Below are 17648 nucleotides of genomic sequence, written 5' to 3' on the forward strand. Positions count from 1 at the left end.
CCAATTCAAAAATATAATCAAAGGGGTTAGGGGGCGCTATCCCCCTCCTGTTTCAATTTTGTTTCAATTGGGATTGAAATTTCTTCGGTTTTGATGGGATAAAACAAATTTTAATAGGGAATGGTGATATGCAATGTAGTTCCCTTTCCTTTTCTTGAAATAATCTTAAATTTTCCACCTAGAAGCTTAGTATTTTCCATCATCCTCAGCAGTCCATAGCTGGTGGGAGTATCTGCACGTTTTTGCTCAAATCCTATTCCGTTGTCGTGGATAACTACTCTAACATACCCAGCTTTCGCTGATAGGGAGAGAGACGCAGACTTTGCTTCAGAATGCTTAGCTATATTCGTTAAACCTTCCTGAATTATCCTGAAGATGCCGATTTCGCTTTGTGGCGAAAGTCTTTTCTTGGACCCTGTGATTTTTAATTGTACCTCAAGGTTAGTTCTTCGACTGAATTTATCTACATACCACCTGAGTGCTGAAAATAGTCCCAGTTCATCTAAAATACGAGGTCGGAGATCAGAGGATAAGTCACGTAGGTTTTCCATAGTCTGGGTTATTAATTTTTCATCATCCTTAAGCCTGCTTATTACTTGGACATACTGTTGAGGAGAACTTCGCAAGCACATCTTCAGGTCCAATTTCATGGCGGTCAGGTCCTGTACAATCGAATCGTGTAGCTTTTGTGAAGTCATTCTCCTTTCTTCTTCCTGTGCTTCTATTACTCTGTTAGCAAGAAAAACTAACTTCTTCTCTGTTAATTTGCGTTCAGTGATGTCAACGATGGAGACCAATAACCTGCTTAACGACCTTTCGTAACCTGTCAACACACTCCATCTTATATTAATATCAATTTTTCGCCCTTTTAACGTTTGATTAGTAGCATCACTTTCAAAACTCGTTTTGCCGCTAAAGATAGCTATTAGTCCTTCCTTAAACACTTCATATGATTCCTGTGTAAAAACTTTGTTTAAGCCAGATTTAAGTTCTTCTAAGCTCTTCGCTTCGTACCATCTCAGTGTTGTTTTGTTCACAGCTATTATCTTTACCTTAGCAGCACATTTAGAAATTGCTTCAGGATGGTTATCAAAATATGCTCTAAGATCTTTAACCCCTGATGATTTTAAACTATTAAGGTAATTCTTAACACTGGAGAAATCCTCCTCCCATAAAGAGATTGGTGAATCTTCAAATAGACGAAGGTATCTATTCTCACTTTCAATCATCTTGATCTCTGTATTCTTGCGATCCGTAATATCTGTCCAGTAACCAATTATCTCTAATGGCTGCCCTTTGTCGTCTCGTATTAGCTTCATTTCATCACGCATCCAGATATATTTACCGTTTTTGCACCGAAAACGGTATTCATAAGTGTGGTACCCTTTTTTAAATATAATTGGTAGCTCTTGTAAGATTCTCTTCACATCTTCGGGATGAATGCGACCGACCCAAAAGCTTGAGTTTGTGATGAATTGCTCCGGAGAGTAGCCTACCATTCCTCGAACGTTATCTGTGATGAAGGTAGCTCCGTAATCTCTTGAAGTCTTTGAGGCATAGATCACTGCGGATGTGGAAAACATAAGGTAACGAAGCCTCTCATTTGTCAAATAAGCCTGCTGCTGAGAAACTTTCAATTCCTTATGTTCTTCTTGTAGTTTCTTTGTTAATTTTGCGTTCTTAATAGCTATTCCTACTTGATTTGCAATTGTCTGGCACAGACTCAAATCCAGTGAAGAGAAGGCAGAGGACTGTTCTATTCTGGATGGGATAATAGCACCAATGGTCTTTCTGCTTACTATTATGGGAACAGCTAACAATGCTTTAACATTTAACTGCTTAAAGATGGTTCTTTCCCTCACAGAAAGAGAGGTCTTCTTGCGATCAGATATGTGAACGGTTCTTTTCTTCAAAAGGAACGGTGCAATATGAGGGTAATCTTTAAGATCAAACCTTGCTCCGTCAATTGATGGATAGGAAGGCTTTTTTTTATAACTCTTGACGATCTCATAAGTATTTCCAGTAGAAAGCAGTGCTATGGAGCAGCGATCAGCTTTAAGGACTTGGGTTGTCATCTCACAGGCCATCATAAGGATTTTCTCTAAATCCAAGGTCTGAGAGATAGCTTGGTTTATTTTTAAGACTACCTTAAGTCTTTCTTCTTCTGAATTTTGTCGCCTGTTATTCATTTCATCTATATATAATATATATGATTTCACGATGACTTGTCAAACGGAATAACTCTATATAGTGTCAGAAGGTTAATATCTTGGCAACCGAGCTAACCCAATTCAAAAATAAAAACAAAGGGGTATAGGGGGAGTGCTACCCTCCCTACCCCTGTTTCAATTTTGTTTCAATTGGGGTTGGGTTATTATGGGGACAAATTGGCCTGTCCTACCAGGTTTTACCTTGACTTTTTCCTTTTCTTAGTTATTATTTTAGTAAATAAAGAAACGTTGATTATCATGTTTCCCCTAACCTTAAAAAGGAGGGAAGATGTTAAAGAAGCTAATCATTTTGGTGGTTTTTGTTTTTATGAGTATTTCTGCCTATGCCCAGGTGGACACTGCCTGGATAAGAAGTTATAATGGATGGGGGGATGGTGGTGATTTGGCTAATGACATAACAGTGGATGCTTCAGGCAATGTTTATGTGACTGGATACAGTTGGGGCAACTATAATGATTATGCCTCCATCAAGTATGACCGCAATGGGAATGCCCTTTGGATTAGAAGATATAGCGGAGCAGTAGGGTACTTTGATGATAATGCTGAAGCCATAGCTGTCGATGCCTCTGGTAACGTTTATGTGACCGGAGGGAGTAACAGTGGCGGGGCAACCTCATATGATTATGCTACCATAAAGTATAAACCCAATGGAGACACTGCTTGGGTAAGAAGATATAATGGACCAGCCAACTCAGATGATTATGCACTCGACCTAGCGGTGGATGGTTCAGGCAATGTCTATGTGACAGGAGAAAGTCCCGGCAACGGAACTAATCGAGACTATGCTACCGTAAAGTATTTTCCCAACGGAGATACTGCCTGGGTAAGAATGTATAACGGAGCAGGAAATGGAGCAGATGGTGCTCGTGCCATAGCTGTAGATGACAGTGGCAATGTCTGCGTAACCGGTTGGAGTTATCAAGGCTCGTTGCGAACTGATTACGTTACCATAAAGTATTATCCCAACGGTAATACTGCCTGGGTAAGGAAGTACGGTTTTAGTGGCAGCAATATCGCTTACGCCATAGCGGTAGACCACTCCTGCAATGTTTATATTACGGGACAAAGTTATGGCATCTATGCTGACTTCGCCACAATAAAGTATTATCCAAACGGAGACACTGCCTGGACGCGAAGATATAATGGAGCAGGAGCTAATACGGATGAGGCTTATGCCATAGCGGTAGATGGTTCTGGCAATGTTTATGTTACTGGAAGGAGTACTGGCAGCGGAACAGACTATGACTATGCCACCATAAAGTATGATTCATCCGGCACTCGGCTCTGGGTGGCAAGTTACAACGGACCAGGGAGCTCGGCAGATAAAGCTAATGCTATAGCCGTGGATGATTCCGGTAATGTGTATGTTACGGGGGAAAGTTACGGGGTTGACTATGATTATGCCACCGTGAAATATGACCAAAATGGGAATGAACGCTGGGTTGAGAGATACAATTCAGGACATGATGGTGATGAAGCTCACGCTATAGTCGTAGACGCTTATGGTAATGTCTATGTGACCGGAGGAGGTTATGACTATGCAACCATAAAATATGGTAAAATTGGGGGTGAGAAGATCTTGGTTTTAAGAGACGGATCTGATTCGCTAAATCCGATTGCAAGTAAGACCTTCAAGATTTACAAAGTCACAGATGACCCACCTGTAATGACTGAGTCTTATCTTGGCGAGTTAACTACAAATGCTTATGGCAGGATGACTGTTCCAGAGGGGTGGTTCAATATCGGGGATTGGGTTAAGGTGGAAAGATTGGTGCATAGTGAACCTGCAGTCAAACACCGGAGCATCCTGCCCAATATGTATTATATAAAAATAGACAACGGAACTTTTGACAGCACTACCGGTGCGATTTCTTATCACACGTTTACCTCAGATTCATTGCAAGAGATAACACTAAGCCATGCTACAGTCATGTTTGACCTTCTTGTTTCAGTGGAATGGGATGCAGATCAGCAATACCTGGAAAGTCTGCGTGATGGATTCAAATTGATGTCGAATTATCTTTACGATGTAACCGACGGGCAGCTATATATAGACTCAGTCAAGATTTTTGATGCTAAAGCATACTGGGATTCATCTGATGTCAGGATATACGCCAGTAATATGCAGTGGCCAAATGCTTCCACTTTTACCTGGACAAGTGGCGCCCCAAGGCGTTTGGGAGGGGGAATTTTCGGATCAGGCGAACGGAGACTCTATTTTCCCAGGATATTTTATTTTAACAGTTATAATGGTAACAGAAATCTGACATACGATCTATATCCTTACGATTGGATAATTAGCCAGACAACCTATGATGATGATAACGATGGGTCAATTGATTATCCAGATGAATTTAAGGCTTATCCACCCAGCAGAACCTTAGCACATGAATTTGGGCATTATGGTGTCGGTTTTCGTGATGAGTACATAAATAATGCAGGTAATAATATATTAGATGATTTCGACTTTGGGTTAATGGATGATCAACTTGGGGTAGATATCGAACAGAACTCTGAAATGTCCTGTTTACTGCAGTATGATGTTTTATCACATAGAATAACACGCCAGTGGGTTAACAGGGGAGACAGGTCTTGCTGGGATTATTTTGAGTGGAATTACGAAGGTACTTATGATGGGATATTCGTTCCCATTAAGAAACCTTCAACCGAGCTGTTCTCGGGTCCGAATAATGATATGTTGAACCTGAATTATGATGTGGGTTCCCTGCTAAGAACTGTGATTTCCGATTCCAATACTGGTGCATATGTGCTGATATTCACAAGTACGGATGAATTAGGTTCGCCACTGGGGAATTCGAAAGTGCAATTATACAAGGATAACCATACCTGGTTTATTGATCAGGGAAACACGGCTGATTCGGGAAGTATTATATGTTTAGGAGTGAATGGTGATGACATTATAAGAGCTTTTAGAGATACTCTGTATTTGGAAATTGAGCTTAACATTTTAGGCTCATATAAAGAAAATAGTTTTCGCCGAGTTTCTGCAAATGGTAATACTATCGTGGCTATCTTGAGAGCAATTAAAGGGAATTATCTTATGCTCAACAGCGGTTGGTTTCAGGGGGAAAATTCTTTCAGGTATAGCCTGCAAGTAAATAAATCTTTCAGTCAGAATCCAAGCCTGGAGCTTTACAATCCATACAATCAGATGTACACCTATGTTTTTTCTCCGGTGACGGAGGGTTATGAATCTATCGTTGGCAATTCCCTGGGTTCAGACGGGATGTTCTCGGTCATTGCCGTAGATGATTCTGCCTATACTTTTTTTGTGAACAACAGGTATACCGTAACCCCTGTTCTGGACAGTTCCTTTGTTCCAGAGATCTATGGTCCCCAAGGAAGTTGCATACTTAATCTTGATGAGGACAATTCTTCTCTGCACAAAATACTTATCCTTTCCTCTGATTTTCCACCGTTGTTGAATGGATTGGATAGTCTGGTGGAGCAAGGGGGAGAAGTGCATTCAATCTCTGCCTATCCCAATTTAAGCAGTTTGGCAGGGGTGAATAACTATATCGTTATCAAGTACCAGGATGTCGACTTGAAAAGCAGTTCGGAAACTAGCTTGAAGATTTTTAAATGGAATGAAACTTCAAACAAGTGGGAATTCATAGGCGGGACTGTTGATACAACAGGAAGCGAAGTAGTTAGTCCAATCCATAGTCTGGGAATTTATGCGGCTTTCACAACTGCTTTACTCCGTGGAGATGTTAACAGTGATAGAAAACTGACAGTCTCTGACGTCGTTTATCTCATCAATTATCTCTTTAAAGGAGGGCCAGCGCCAGTTGCTGGCTTGCTAATTGGAGACGTTAACTGTGATGGCCGAGCTAGCGTAGCTGATGTAGTTTATCTAATTAATTATCTCTTTAAAGGCGGACCAAAACCAGCTTGTTAAAGGATTGAGAAACTTTTAGGAACCTAAGGGGACAGACATTTGTGACCTGTCCCCTTTTTTTGCTAACCTGAAAATATTCTGACACCCTGTGTGTGTTCACAGAGGATCCCATAACCACACCATCTACTTGTATATCTCTGCTAAAAACTATATAGAACTGCGCGGTGGGGTAAACCTTGCTCAGCTTACTTGCTCTGTTTTTAGTAATGGCTAAGTAAGTTTATTCTGAGAAATTTATCGCAGGTTCTCTTAAGGCAATATAGTCTAAGAGAGAATGGGGTGGGGGCGATGCTACCCCCCCCGTTCCCTGTTTCAATTTTGTTTCAATTGGGGTTGGTTTTTTGGGGATCTTTAAAATGCTAACTAATTCGAGTTGTCCTTTAATAATAATCTGTTTATAACAAATTACTTTTATCTGCCTATTTGCTCTTAGATAGTCATAGAAATCCTCAATCTTGTTGACAATCATTTGCACACACCTTAATTTCAGGGAAGATTAGTTAGTTAAGTCAAAAGGTATTCCATGAATAAATTTCTATTAAACATCTTCACTCTTTTACTTGCGGTTTTACTTAATGGATTTCTACCCTCATTTGCTGGGCAAACACATCACTTATCCAGATCCATTGTTGATGTATATGGTGGGGTAACAGATACATCTAACTTCATAGATTCGCTTAGCGATGGTCCATACGTTTTCTGGGAAACTGATACTTCAGTGATTGTGTTCTACCTCTGTAATGAAGATATGCTAATTCAGACCTTCAGTGGAGCAGACACTCTCCGCTTTCATGGATTTTGTAAGGATTCTGCTATAGAGTATTTTATTCCTGTTTCAGCTCCTCATCCAGAACCATATATCATCAATCATGTTCCTAGAATACTTGCTATCAGCGATATTCATGGAGAATATGAACTTTTAGTTAAATTTCTTAAAGAGTCTGGTGTAATTGATGACAGTTGTCAGTGGAAATGGGAAGATGGACATCTTGTAATTATTGGTGATATTTTTGATAGGGGTGATAGGGTTACTGAATGTCTATGGTTTATCCGTCAGCTGGAATCAGAAGCGGAGCGAAGCGGTGGTGATGTTCACTATCTTATAGGAAACCATGAATTAATGGTTTTAAGTGGTGATACCAGGTATATTCACGAAAAATACCTTAAAGGAATTGTTAATAAAACTAAGATTAAGTATGAAGACTTATTTAGCCCTGAGATGGAACTGGGGAGGTGGTTACGGTCTAAAAACACGGTGATTAAAATAAATGACATAATTTTCGTTCATGCCGGACTTTCACCTCCTCTAATAAATAAGAATCTTAGTTTAGCTGATATCAATAATATAGTTCGTGGTAGTATAGACCTTCGTTCTAACCAGTTAGTTTTTAACGAGTTAGCTAATTTTCTTTTTGGTGGTAAAGGACCTTTCTGGTACCGTGGTTATCATTATGAGATGGAGAACTCTTACTTAAAAGCATCCCTCTCAGAGGTCGAGAGTATCTTGAATTATTATAAGGCTTCTGCTATCGTTGTGGGACATACCGAGATTGATCAGGTTTTGGGCCTATACGGCAATCGGATTATAGCAATTGATGTTCCAACAGAGGAATTGGGCTCGCTTCAAGGGCTGCTTTGGAAAAATGGAGAGTTTTATAGAGTAACTGGCAAAGGTGATCATCAATTAATAAAATAATTCCGAAGTATCTACTTTAATAAAGGTAAACGTGATAGGTGGCTCTTATTATTATTGAAATATAGAAAGTTGCACTTGAGAGAAGAAGTTATTACAACTTCTCTCCCCCAATTAAAAAATAAAAACAAAGGGGATATAGGGAACGCTACCCCTACCACTTCTGTTTCAAACACCAAAAAAGGTTCGAATATTGTTCAGTAAGGCAAGTTTTGATAAAAACCCATTATAGTAGCTAGCTACAAAATTGATACTTTGCATTTGTTTTCTAATTTATTATTATATCATCTACTCAGGAGATCGGTAGTAATGATGTATGGAGGTCAATCCGAGATTAGAAAGATTCAGAGTATATTGGTTAAGCACACCAAAGATGCTTTTATTTCCCAGAAAAACATCGATACTCAATGGAGAAAGCTCAATTATTTAGAACGTCCAGATTACAATAAAGCTCAGGAGGAATATGCGAATTTTCTTAACCTGCTAAAGAGGGAAGTATCCGATATCCATTATCTATCAAGGAATCAAGATACTGGTCTTGATTCAATTTACACACGTGATCCTCTAATCATCACGAATTCAGGAGCTATATTGTGCAATATGGGAAAAGAAGAACGTTCTGGTGAACCAGCAGCTACCAGAGATATCTTAATCCAATTGGATATACCTATTCTTGGAGTTATAGCTGGATTAGGAAGATTGGAGGGAGGAGATGTCATCTGGTTGGATGAAAACACTCTAGTAGTAGGACAGGGATACAGAACTAATGAAACCGGTATTTGCCAGTTAAAAGAACTCACTAAGGAACTAGTTAATGAATTTATGGTTGTTTATGTGCCTAAATGGAGAGGTCCAGGTGATGTTTTACATTTAATGTCTCTCATCAGTCCGATTGATTACAACTTAGCTATTGTTTACCCTAAACTGCTTCCCGCTTCCTTTATAAGTTGGCTCATCAATCGAGGAATAAAGCTTTTGGAAGTATCCGAATCTGAATTTGAAACAATGGCTTGCAACATCCTAACCATTGCTCCAAGGAAATGCATTATGCTTTCTGGAAACCCTAACACAAAACGTATACTCGAAGAAGAGGGTGTTAAAGTGTGGGAGTATTTGGGAGAAGAAATCTGCAAGAAAGGTGCTGGAGGCCCAACTTGCCTAACAAGGCCTCTATTAAGAATGAAATGACATTAGATTACTTCAAAAATAAAAACAAAGGGGTATAGGGGGAGGCTACCCCCCCAGTAGTAAGCACATATTCATTTTCTGGTTTTAACTCATACGCCATAATAGATTCCTTTTAGGACTTCGCAACGTTTGGGGGAGCAAGCAAGAACCCAGAGCCGCCTGCTTCAATCTTGTTTCAATCCGAGTAGGTCTGTGGAAACATTAAATCTCTTGTCCCTGCCTCAGAGCTTTGCCACATTCATATTGACAAATTAAGAAATAGACATATCTTGGATATATAGCAGTAGATTGTTTATGCGATTTTAAGGGTATTATTTGAGGGGGAAATGTTCATCTCAAAGTTCAAAAAAGAGGTCGTCTATCAGGAAAAAGCTATTGCTTTTGGTTCTTTCTATGCTTTGGGCTTCGCCTGCTTTAGCACAGAACCCTGATTCCATTCCGTTCGCTCCTGCTGTCAACTACGGCACATTAGACAACCCCATTCCTATTTTTTGTGCGGATTTGGACGGGGATCTAGATTTAGATTTAGTTGTACCAAGTTGGAATATCGACAGTGTTTCCATTTTAAAGAACAACGGGGATGGGACTTTTCAGGCTAAGGTGGATTATGGTCTAGCATATTATTGTTTACCTATTTCTATTTTTTGTGCTGATTTGGATGGGGATACGGATCTGGACTTAGCTGTGGTGAGTTGGACTTGGGCTAGTGTTTCTATTTTAAAGAACAACGGGGATGGGACTTTCCAGACAGGGGTCGACTACGGTGCGGGAAGCCGTCCTTATTCTATTTTTTGTGCTGATTTGGATGGTGATACAGATTTGGACTTGGCTGTGGCAAATTCGGCTAACGCCGATGTCTCCATTTTAAAGAACAATGGGGATGGGACTTTCCAGACAAAGGTTGATTATGATGCAGGATATTATCCTACTTCCGTTTTCTGCGCTGATTTAGATGGGGATACAGATCTGGACTTAGCTGTAGGACATTATCATAGCGACACTCTTTCCATCTTAAAGAACAACGGGGATGGGACTTTCCAGACAAGAGTGGATTACATTGTAGGAGCTGACCCCCACCAAGTTTTTTGTGCGGATTTGGATGGGGATACAGATTTGGACTTAGCTGTGGCACATGCGAATAGCAGCAATGTTTCCATTTTAAAGAACAATGGGGATGGGACTTTCCAGACCAAGGTTGACTACGCTGTAGGAGATGGTCCTACTTCTGTTTTTTGTGCGGATTTGGACGGGGATACGGATTTGGACTTAGCTGTGGCAAACTATAATAGCGGCAATGTTTCCATTTTAAAGAACAATGGAGATGGGACTTTCCAGACCAAGGTTGACTACGCTGTAGGAGATGGTCCTACTTCTGTTTTTTGTGCTGATTTGGACGGGGATACGGATTTGGACTTAGCTGTAGTAAATTCGAATAGCGACAATGTCTCTATTCTGAGAAATTTGTCTATTCATCCCCTCTCTTATACTTTCTGGTTATCTGCTTATTCGCCGGTGGATTTAATAGTTACAGACCGAATAGGAGACTCAATCGGGGTGAGTTTCAACACTATCCAAAATGGTTCCACCTATGATACCACCCAAGATTTAAACAATGATGGGGACAAAGATGACCAGGTCGTCATACCAAGTCCTGTAAACGGAGAGTATATGGTCAGAGTTGTGCCTGAGTCTGTTTGTTCAGGTAATTACACTTTAGCTGTGAAATTGGATCAGAATGAGGAGAGAGTTGTGATAGCCAATGCTCCCTGTCCTGAACCAGGGCAGGTAGATACGGTAGTTTATAATGTTCCCGAATATCTGCATGGGGATGCTAATAGAGACGGGCAAAAGAGTGTTTCAGATGTGGTTTTTTTAATCAATTATCTTTTCAAGGGAGGCCCTGCACCTGACCCGGCGAACTTGGGTGATGTTAACTTCTGCAAACAAAATCCCCCGGTTGAGCCCGGTCAGCCAACAGTTGCAGATGTAGTCTATATGATAAACTATCTTTTCAAAGGTGGAAAAGCACCTTGCAGCTAAAAGATTACTGGAATCGTAGAGACCTAAGGGGACAGACGTTTGTGAGCTGTCCCCTTTTCTTTTTCCAACCTGAAGATGCCTTGACACCCTGTGACTGTGAGGAAAGGAAATAGTGTAAACAGGTTGGGTAATACTAACTTATTTGGGCCATGAAACAGGTTCTAACATTGTCCCGTCACCCACCCCAATTAAGCCACTGATTATGCCTCCGGAATCGTTCTTGGTTTCACCAAGTCGACCAGGATAAGAGATTTTTATAAGGGGGATATTCCAATACTACTTATTAAGCTTGACTTTTGCGTGGTTTAGGGTAGCTTATTGTTGAATTCATTTGAAGTAAATACATGGAAAGAGCCCTAACTTAAAAAGTGGCAAAATAACTGGGGGCAGGACAACTACAGTAATCCTGACATACAGGACCTTCTTCGTATATTAGTTCTACTTTTTGCGTGATTATCCAAAAAAATACTTTACTTTTGATGGTTTGGTCAGTATTTTAGAATATGATGATAGAAACCAAATAATAAGGAGGTCAAATGAATAGGCGTAGACCTAACACTTTTTTTGGCGTTGCTGGTCGCATAATCAAAGTTATCAGCCTGTTTTTCCTTCTGATTGCCCCGTTATCAAAAGATGTAGGAGCAAGGCCTAATCAAGCTCAAGAAGCTTTCAAAGAGCTTTGTACCACCGTCGAGCTCTCCACATCAGTTAGTCCTCAAGATGTTGATCTTTCAGAGCTTAAAAAAGAAGCTAACTATGCTATTGGGCTATCTCAGAGCAGAGCAAAAATCCAGGGCATGAAATGCTTGTTTAATGCGAAGTGGTCTCCAGCAATAAGTGAAAAAATGCGTTCATTTCTAGAAGCCAAGTACTCAGATCTGGATAGCCTGATGAGCAAGGATTGGATTGCAGCATTAATTAAAGAGTGGGAATCAGATGACGCCAGTGTGGGTGTCATTACATGGGATATCTTTGTTGACGATAAAAGTTACTCCCTCACATCTGTTGCTGTCTTTGGAGCCGATGCAAAGGTTCTATATGATGACAAACTTGCGGACATACCAGTAAATGTCGAGGAACAAGCTATTCCAGAAAATAACCAGGAACAGAAGAGAATGAGTCAGCTATCAATAAATCCTACGGACACTGATTCCAGTTATTACTATAAGAGGGTAAGCTCCTTATTTGGAAGCGTTACTCTTAATTATCAGGTTGATGCATCCGCGGAGGTTGCACCTTACATCTCGCCTATTACCAATGACGGAATCTTCAACGTAATCCCTATAAAGGTAATGTGCTGGAAGTCTAATCCCTCAGGGATACCACCTCTCGGGGTTCCAGTCGTTTTTTTTGGAACAGGTGGCGCAGTGGGTAACAAGAACGCACCGTATAATAGCCCAATACGCATTACCGGATCAGTTGACCATTTCCACACTGGCACTTATGATGTCAAACTGGCTGATGGTCTTGGTAGCAGCTGGACAGTCTCTTTCAGTGTAAGCTATGTTGTCGGCATCGGAATTAGTCCTCCGTCTGATAATACGACTCCGGTTGTGTTGCAAGCTCCTAATACTACAGGTCGTCAGATTAACATTGCAGATATGGTCTACTATGATTTTTGGGCTGGTAAATATCGGGGAACATTCTGGAATACTGGATATCTATATTGTCAAAATTTTATTGTTAGGGCTGGTGAAGGAGGCAGCGAAAAGGGGACCATAACGACTGAGCTTCCAATACAATGTGCTTATCATTGGTGGGATATCGTGCCTCAAATTCAGTACGAAGGGTATGCAGGGGAACTTTATCTTTCAGTAGAATATGTCCGAGGCCATATGATACCATCGCCCAACTGTACGATGATCGGTTCTCAATACGATATTAATGAGAGTCAACAGACTACCGTCACAGTAGCGGTTCAGAATCCGAGCACAGTTGTTAGCATGGGTCCAGGAGAAGTCGTTCTGGATATTTCTAGTTTGGGCAATATCTTGAAAGTCATCGGCAGTGCCTCGCAATCACTAGGTACGATACAACCAGGAGCTTCAGGAACTTATACTTTTACCCTGGAAGGTAAAAACCCTGGAAGCGCCCGGCCACAAGCTCTGGTTAGCGGTCAATGGGGATGGCCAGCAGGTGATGCGGGCAAGACATTTTCCCGTACGGCTACATTGGACAAGGATATTAATGTCAAGCCTCAAGGTGATGCTAATGGAGATGGCAACGTAACTGTTGCAGACATAGTTTACTTAGTGAGTTATCTTTTCAAACATGGTCCTGCACCAGCTTCGATTCAGTCCGGGGATGCCAATTGCGATGGGAAAGTGACAATCGCCGACATAGTCTACCTGGTCAGCTATCTTTTCAAAGGCGGACCACCACCAGGGTGTTGAAAATATAGTGAGTAGCACGGTAGGGTAAACCTCGCTCAGCTTATGGTAGTGCTTAAGTAAGTTTGGACTGAGAAATCTCGGGCAGATTGTCTTAGAGGAATATAGTCTATGAGAGACAGGGGTAGGGGGACGCTACCCCCCCACCGATAATATTAAGTAAGTCTGATGTTGCAGTGACAAAAAACTGAAGCATACAAAGAATTCTTTTTGTTTTGATACCCTGATAAAGGGGGTCAGGGGTGTCCTCTCTTCCTAAGTATGAAGCTATTTCATTTTTGGTTTCCCTGTCCACTACGGGATTATTAATTCTCATATATCCTCTATTGGGGAAGTATGCAAGGAATCTTTAAGACAACAATAGTCAGGCTATTCCAAAATGAAAGGTGAGGTGTCCCTACTCAGGACACCCCACCTTGACTGTGCCAAATTTGTGCCAAGTGCCTTTGGGCTTTCTTGGGTTATCTTGGGTCTTTATGGGTCATCAGAAAAATAGCCATAATCTCTTAAGTCTTTGAGATATTGTAGGAAAGCCCATAAAATCAAATAGCGGGGGTTGGATTTGAACCAACGACCTTCGGGTTATGAGCCCGACGAGCTACCAGCCTGCTCCACCCCGCGATCGAAGTCTATTCTTGATAGACGGAAAACAATATATAACATTTGAATTAACAATGTCAAGTTTTTTTATGAAAATAATTTAAAGAAATGACGAATGATGGATGACGGATAACGAATAAAGACAAAGCAAAAAGACGTGAGCGGGATTCGGGTTTCGTGAGCGTCAATACATCGCGTAGGGGCGGTCGATAAAAGCCTTACGACCCGTAGGGAGTTTATCTCCGCCCAAATTCAGCGGTCAGGAGCAGAAACCCAGATTCTCTCTGCTTTCCTCTTCCAGTTTCAGCAGAGAATAAGTGTCCCCTTTGAAGATCGCCAGACAGTTGTCGCAGATATACCTTCTCTTTTCCTTTCTCAGACTCTTTCCGCAAAGGGGACAGTGTTTTTTCCTTTTCTTCATAATCCTCATATTTTTATCCTCTCAGTAAATAATTCAGCAACAGATATGCCAGTTTATCCAGGGGATCGACTTGACCGTAAGAGCTTATCCTGAAAGGAAATTAGTTTTCGTCTTTCTTTTGATAGGAAAGAAGATGAGCAAAAAGTATGGATTTTTTCCCATAGAAATTAGCGGAAACAATATTATCCATAGACCCACGTTGCCCTATACGTGCGTCAACCAAACTATTCCTGTCATTGAGAGGAGTTCCGCCTTTGGAACGACGAAGCCCGTAAGGCTCGCAAAGACTGAAAAGGGAGTTAACTGTGCCATCCGGCTCACAGGATGCAATACTTTTTATAATTTTCAGTTGACAGACAAACGACTAAAAAACTATCTTATTCAAGATCTGAGGAGGTTTATTCCCAGCAAAACGCAGACGAAGAAAGGAAGGATATTGAAAAAAGAGTAGGGTATGAAAAGCGAGGTTAGGAAGGCCAGAACAAAGGAGGGAACTAAAATATAAAATAAAAGGGTGAGAGTGGCTTTGAAAATTTTCCCCAGCAGCATTAACAGGAAATAGAAAAAAAGCAGATCAAAAACAATCTGGGCGAAAACTCCGAAGTTCTGCTGAATATAGAGGTTAAGGCTCCAGAACCAGTCCAGAGCTCCTTTTAAATGTTCGGTTATCTCTTGTATTATTTTTGAAAACATTTATCTGATGCCAAAAGTCTAAGCCATTATCTCCTCCAGAGGCTCGATAGTCAAGCTGGATTCACCGACTTTCTTTAGGCCTTCCATCCGGCTGGTCAAAAAGTTCTTATCCTTAAGCCACTCTCTGGACATGGACAGAATCTCCTCCTGAGGCAGGTCTGAAACCCAGCTAAAGGTAATTCGATTTATTTGTCTGTCATTTCCGACAGATTCATTTTCTGATATTACCAGATTAGCCATGTTTAAAGTAAATTTGACTTTCATATAGGGAGCTTCTCCTTTTGCCAATGGACAATCGCAAACCAAAAATCTTAAAATTAAAAAGCAAGGAGAGTGCCCGGAAAAAATTGTGCTTGAGTTTTTGTCTAACTTCATTATTTTTTAAGGGTTAAACCTAAAAAGTCGGGTATGACTTTTTTATACATTTTATTTTGAGCCGAAATTTATAGGAAAAAACCTATAATCTATGGCTTCTACACCTTCAGGATTCAATAGTAATCCTGCTCTCTGGTGACTTAAAAGGAGAAGCTCAGATGAATGCCCCTCAAAAAACTGATTTCAGCCCGAATATACTGGAAAGATTTTTTCATCTGAAGGAACTGAACACCAATTTCAAAGTAGAGCTTTTAGCAGGTGTCACCACGTTTCTGACTATGTCTTATATCATCTTTGTCAACCCTTTATTCTTGAGTTTCTTTGGTGACCCTGATCTCAGGAACATGGCTCTTCCCTTTTCTGCTTCTATGACTGCTACCTGCCTCGCATCTGCCCTGATGTGTGTCTTTATGGGTTTGTGGACCAATTATCCTTTTGCCTTAGCCCCTGGAATGGGATTGAACGCGGTAGTCTCTTATCAGATGGTCCTAAGCCTGGGCTTATCCTGGCCCCAGGCTATGGGGGTTATCGTCTTGGAAGGTTTAGCTATTACGATTTTGGTGATAACCGGCTTAAGAGAAGCAGTGATGAACTCCATTCCCATGTCCTTGAAACAGGCTATTTCCATTGGAATTGGTCTTTTCCTGGCATTTATAGGGTTACAGAATGCAGGTTTTGTAAAAGCACATCCGGTAACTTTTGTTGCCCTGGGAGATTTTACCAAATGGCAGGTCATCATCTCGGTGTTCGGGTTGCTGGCTACCGCGATTATGATGAAAAGAAAGATCAGGGGGGCTTTGCTTTTAGGAATTGTGTTCTCTACCTTTTTAGCAGTTATTCTCAATTATCTTACAGGACTTTCTGCTTTTCCAGACCCAGGGAAAGCTGTAATTCCGAAATCGGTCCTTTCAGTTCCGGATCTGTCTACCTTTGGGAAGTTCGATTTCTCTGCCATTACTAAATTGGGACTTCTCCCAGCTCTGATGTTGATCTTCTCTGTGATGCTCTCTGATTTTTTTGATACTCTGGGTTCGGTTATAGGTCTGGGCACAGAGGGGAAATTCTTAGATCAAAAAGGAAACCTGCCCAGGATAAAAAGGGTTCTTTTAGTGGACTCTCTGGCAGCGGTTATGGGAGGGGTGGCTTCTTCCAGCTCAGCTACTACCTATATAGAGAGCGCAGCCGGGATCTCAGCTGGTGGAAGAACCGGTTTTTCCACAGTGATAGTGGGCATTCTTTTTCTACTGGCAATATTCTTCTCTCCATTGGCTGATATTGTTCCCAAAGAGGCAACCGCACCGGCTTTAATCATTGTAGGGTTTCTAATGCTCACCATCGTCAAGGAAATTCCGTTTGAGAAATTTGAAGAGGCTTTTCCTGCTTTTCTGATAATGATAGTTATGCCCTTAACCTATTCCATCTCCAACGGCATAGGGTTTGGCTTTATAGCTTATACTCTGATAATGCTTCTCTCCGGAAAAGGTAGGCAGGTTCACTTGCTGATGTACCTGGTTTCGATTGCATTTACTCTGAATTTCCTGCTGCCGGTTTTGAAGGTGGTGTTCAAGTTTTAAGGTTCTGTAGAGGCAGACCCCCGTGTCTGCCCAGTTATTTCAGGTGCCCGTCAGGTCACCTGACCAGACGGGAGAAAAAGGAGGTGAGAAAAAAATGGACCATTCTATAGTTCACATCGAGATCTCGACTACTGATTTACCAAAAGCCCAGAAGTTCTATTCCCAGCTTTTCAATTGGAAAATCACAGCTTGGGAAGGTACTTCAGATTACCTGATGTTTGAGACTGGAAAAGAACCCGGTGGCGGAATCCAGAAAGTGGACAGGGTCAATCCCGGTGATGGGGTGCTGATCTACGTTCTAGTGGAAGATATCGAGAAAACCTTGAGTAAAGCCAAAGAGTTGGGCGGGAAAATAGTCAAGGAGAAAACCGAGATACCCAATGTCGGCTGGTTTGGGCTTTTATCTGATCTGGACGGGAATACCATTGGGATTTTCAAGGGGAAATAACTGAGGAGATGGTGGGGGCATCTCGCCACAGGCGGGAACGTGCCCCATACTTCAACATTGTCTTTCTGACCCC

13 protein-coding genes and 1 tRNA gene are annotated in these 17648 nt (G+C 41.3%); 8 read left to right on the forward strand and 6 right to left on the reverse strand.

Annotation, left to right across the window (positions count from 1 at the left end; translation table 11 throughout):
- Positions 1-110 precede the first annotated feature (110 nt).
- A complete protein-coding gene (locus MUP17_07325; GenBank protein MCJ7458786.1) occupies positions 111-2189 on the reverse strand; it encodes a PAS domain-containing protein in 2079 nt (692 codons plus the stop codon).
- A gap of 310 nt (positions 2190-2499) precedes the next feature.
- On the opposite strand from MUP17_07325, the gene MUP17_07330 reads away from it, so the two are divergent.
- Positions 2500-6153: an SBBP repeat-containing protein gene (locus MUP17_07330; protein MCJ7458787.1), complete on the forward strand. Its 3654-nt coding sequence runs from the start codon at positions 2500-2502 to the stop codon at positions 6151-6153.
- A gap of 220 nt (positions 6154-6373) precedes the next feature.
- On the opposite strand, the gene MUP17_07335 is transcribed toward MUP17_07330, so the two are convergent.
- On the reverse strand, positions 6374-6622 hold the full coding sequence (locus MUP17_07335; GenBank protein ID MCJ7458788.1) for a hypothetical protein: 249 nt from the start codon (positions 6620-6622) through the stop codon (positions 6374-6376).
- A gap of 54 nt (positions 6623-6676) precedes the next feature.
- Between MUP17_07335 and MUP17_07340 the strand changes: the two genes are divergently transcribed.
- The 4 genes from MUP17_07340 (at position 6677) to MUP17_07355 (ending at position 13467) form a co-directional block, all read left to right on the forward strand.
- The gene (locus MUP17_07340; protein ID MCJ7458789.1) at positions 6677-7849 is read left to right on the forward strand and encodes a metallophosphoesterase; all 1173 of its coding nucleotides are present in this window, start codon (positions 6677-6679) and stop codon (positions 7847-7849) included.
- A 306-nt stretch (positions 7850-8155) separates the two neighbouring features.
- Positions 8156-9034 (forward strand): arginine deiminase family protein, encoded by an 879-nt coding sequence (locus MUP17_07345; protein MCJ7458790.1) that lies wholly within the window; start codon positions 8156-8158, stop codon positions 9032-9034.
- Between the two features lie 375 nt (positions 9035-9409).
- Positions 9410-11074: an FG-GAP-like repeat-containing protein gene (locus MUP17_07350; GenBank protein MCJ7458791.1), complete on the forward strand. Its 1665-nt coding sequence runs from the start codon at positions 9410-9412 to the stop codon at positions 11072-11074.
- 536 nt (positions 11075-11610) lie between these two features.
- Entirely contained in the window at positions 11611-13467 is a 1857-nt protein-coding gene (locus MUP17_07355) for a dockerin type I repeat-containing protein (GenBank protein MCJ7458792.1), read from the forward strand.
- A 106-nt stretch (positions 13468-13573) separates the two neighbouring features.
- Here the strand turns inward: MUP17_07355 and MUP17_07360 are convergent, their stop codons facing one another.
- The 3 genes from MUP17_07360 to MUP17_07370 form a co-directional block, all read right to left on the reverse strand.
- Entirely contained in the window at positions 13574-13780 is a 207-nt protein-coding gene (locus MUP17_07360) for a hypothetical protein (GenBank protein ID MCJ7458793.1), read from the reverse strand.
- 231 nt (positions 13781-14011) lie between these two features.
- Positions 14012-14085, reverse strand: a tRNA-Met gene (locus tag MUP17_07365).
- 238 nt (positions 14086-14323) lie between these two features.
- A complete protein-coding gene (locus tag MUP17_07370; protein MCJ7458794.1) occupies positions 14324-14485 on the reverse strand; it encodes a hypothetical protein in 162 nt (53 codons plus the stop codon).
- A gap of 133 nt (positions 14486-14618) precedes the next feature.
- On the opposite strand from MUP17_07370, the gene MUP17_07375 reads away from it, so the two are divergent.
- The gene (locus MUP17_07375) at positions 14619-14936 is read left to right on the forward strand and encodes a hypothetical protein (protein MCJ7458795.1); all 318 of its coding nucleotides are present in this window, start codon (positions 14619-14621) and stop codon (positions 14934-14936) included.
- Between the two features lie 260 nt (positions 14937-15196).
- Here the strand turns inward: MUP17_07375 and MUP17_07380 are convergent, their stop codons facing one another.
- Positions 15197-15442 carry a hypothetical protein gene (locus MUP17_07380; protein MCJ7458796.1) on the reverse strand — a complete coding sequence of 82 codons (246 nt, stop codon included), beginning with the start codon at positions 15440-15442 and terminating at the stop codon, positions 15197-15199.
- A 269-nt stretch (positions 15443-15711) separates the two neighbouring features.
- Between MUP17_07380 and MUP17_07385 the strand changes: the two genes are divergently transcribed.
- Together MUP17_07385 and MUP17_07390 are read left to right on the forward strand one after the other, a co-directional pair.
- The gene (locus tag MUP17_07385; GenBank protein MCJ7458797.1) at positions 15712-17127 is read left to right on the forward strand and encodes an NCS2 family permease; all 1416 of its coding nucleotides are present in this window, start codon (positions 15712-15714) and stop codon (positions 17125-17127) included.
- A gap of 94 nt (positions 17128-17221) precedes the next feature.
- Complete coding sequence (locus MUP17_07390; protein MCJ7458798.1) at positions 17222-17575, forward strand: VOC family protein; 354 nt, start codon at positions 17222-17224, stop codon at positions 17573-17575.
- The last annotated feature ends 73 nt before the right edge of the window (positions 17576-17648 follow it).

This window comes from Candidatus Zixiibacteriota bacterium, assembly GCA_022865345.1.
Taxonomy (GTDB): Bacteria; Zixibacteria; MSB-5A5; order MSB-5A5; family RBG-16-43-9; genus RBG-16-43-9.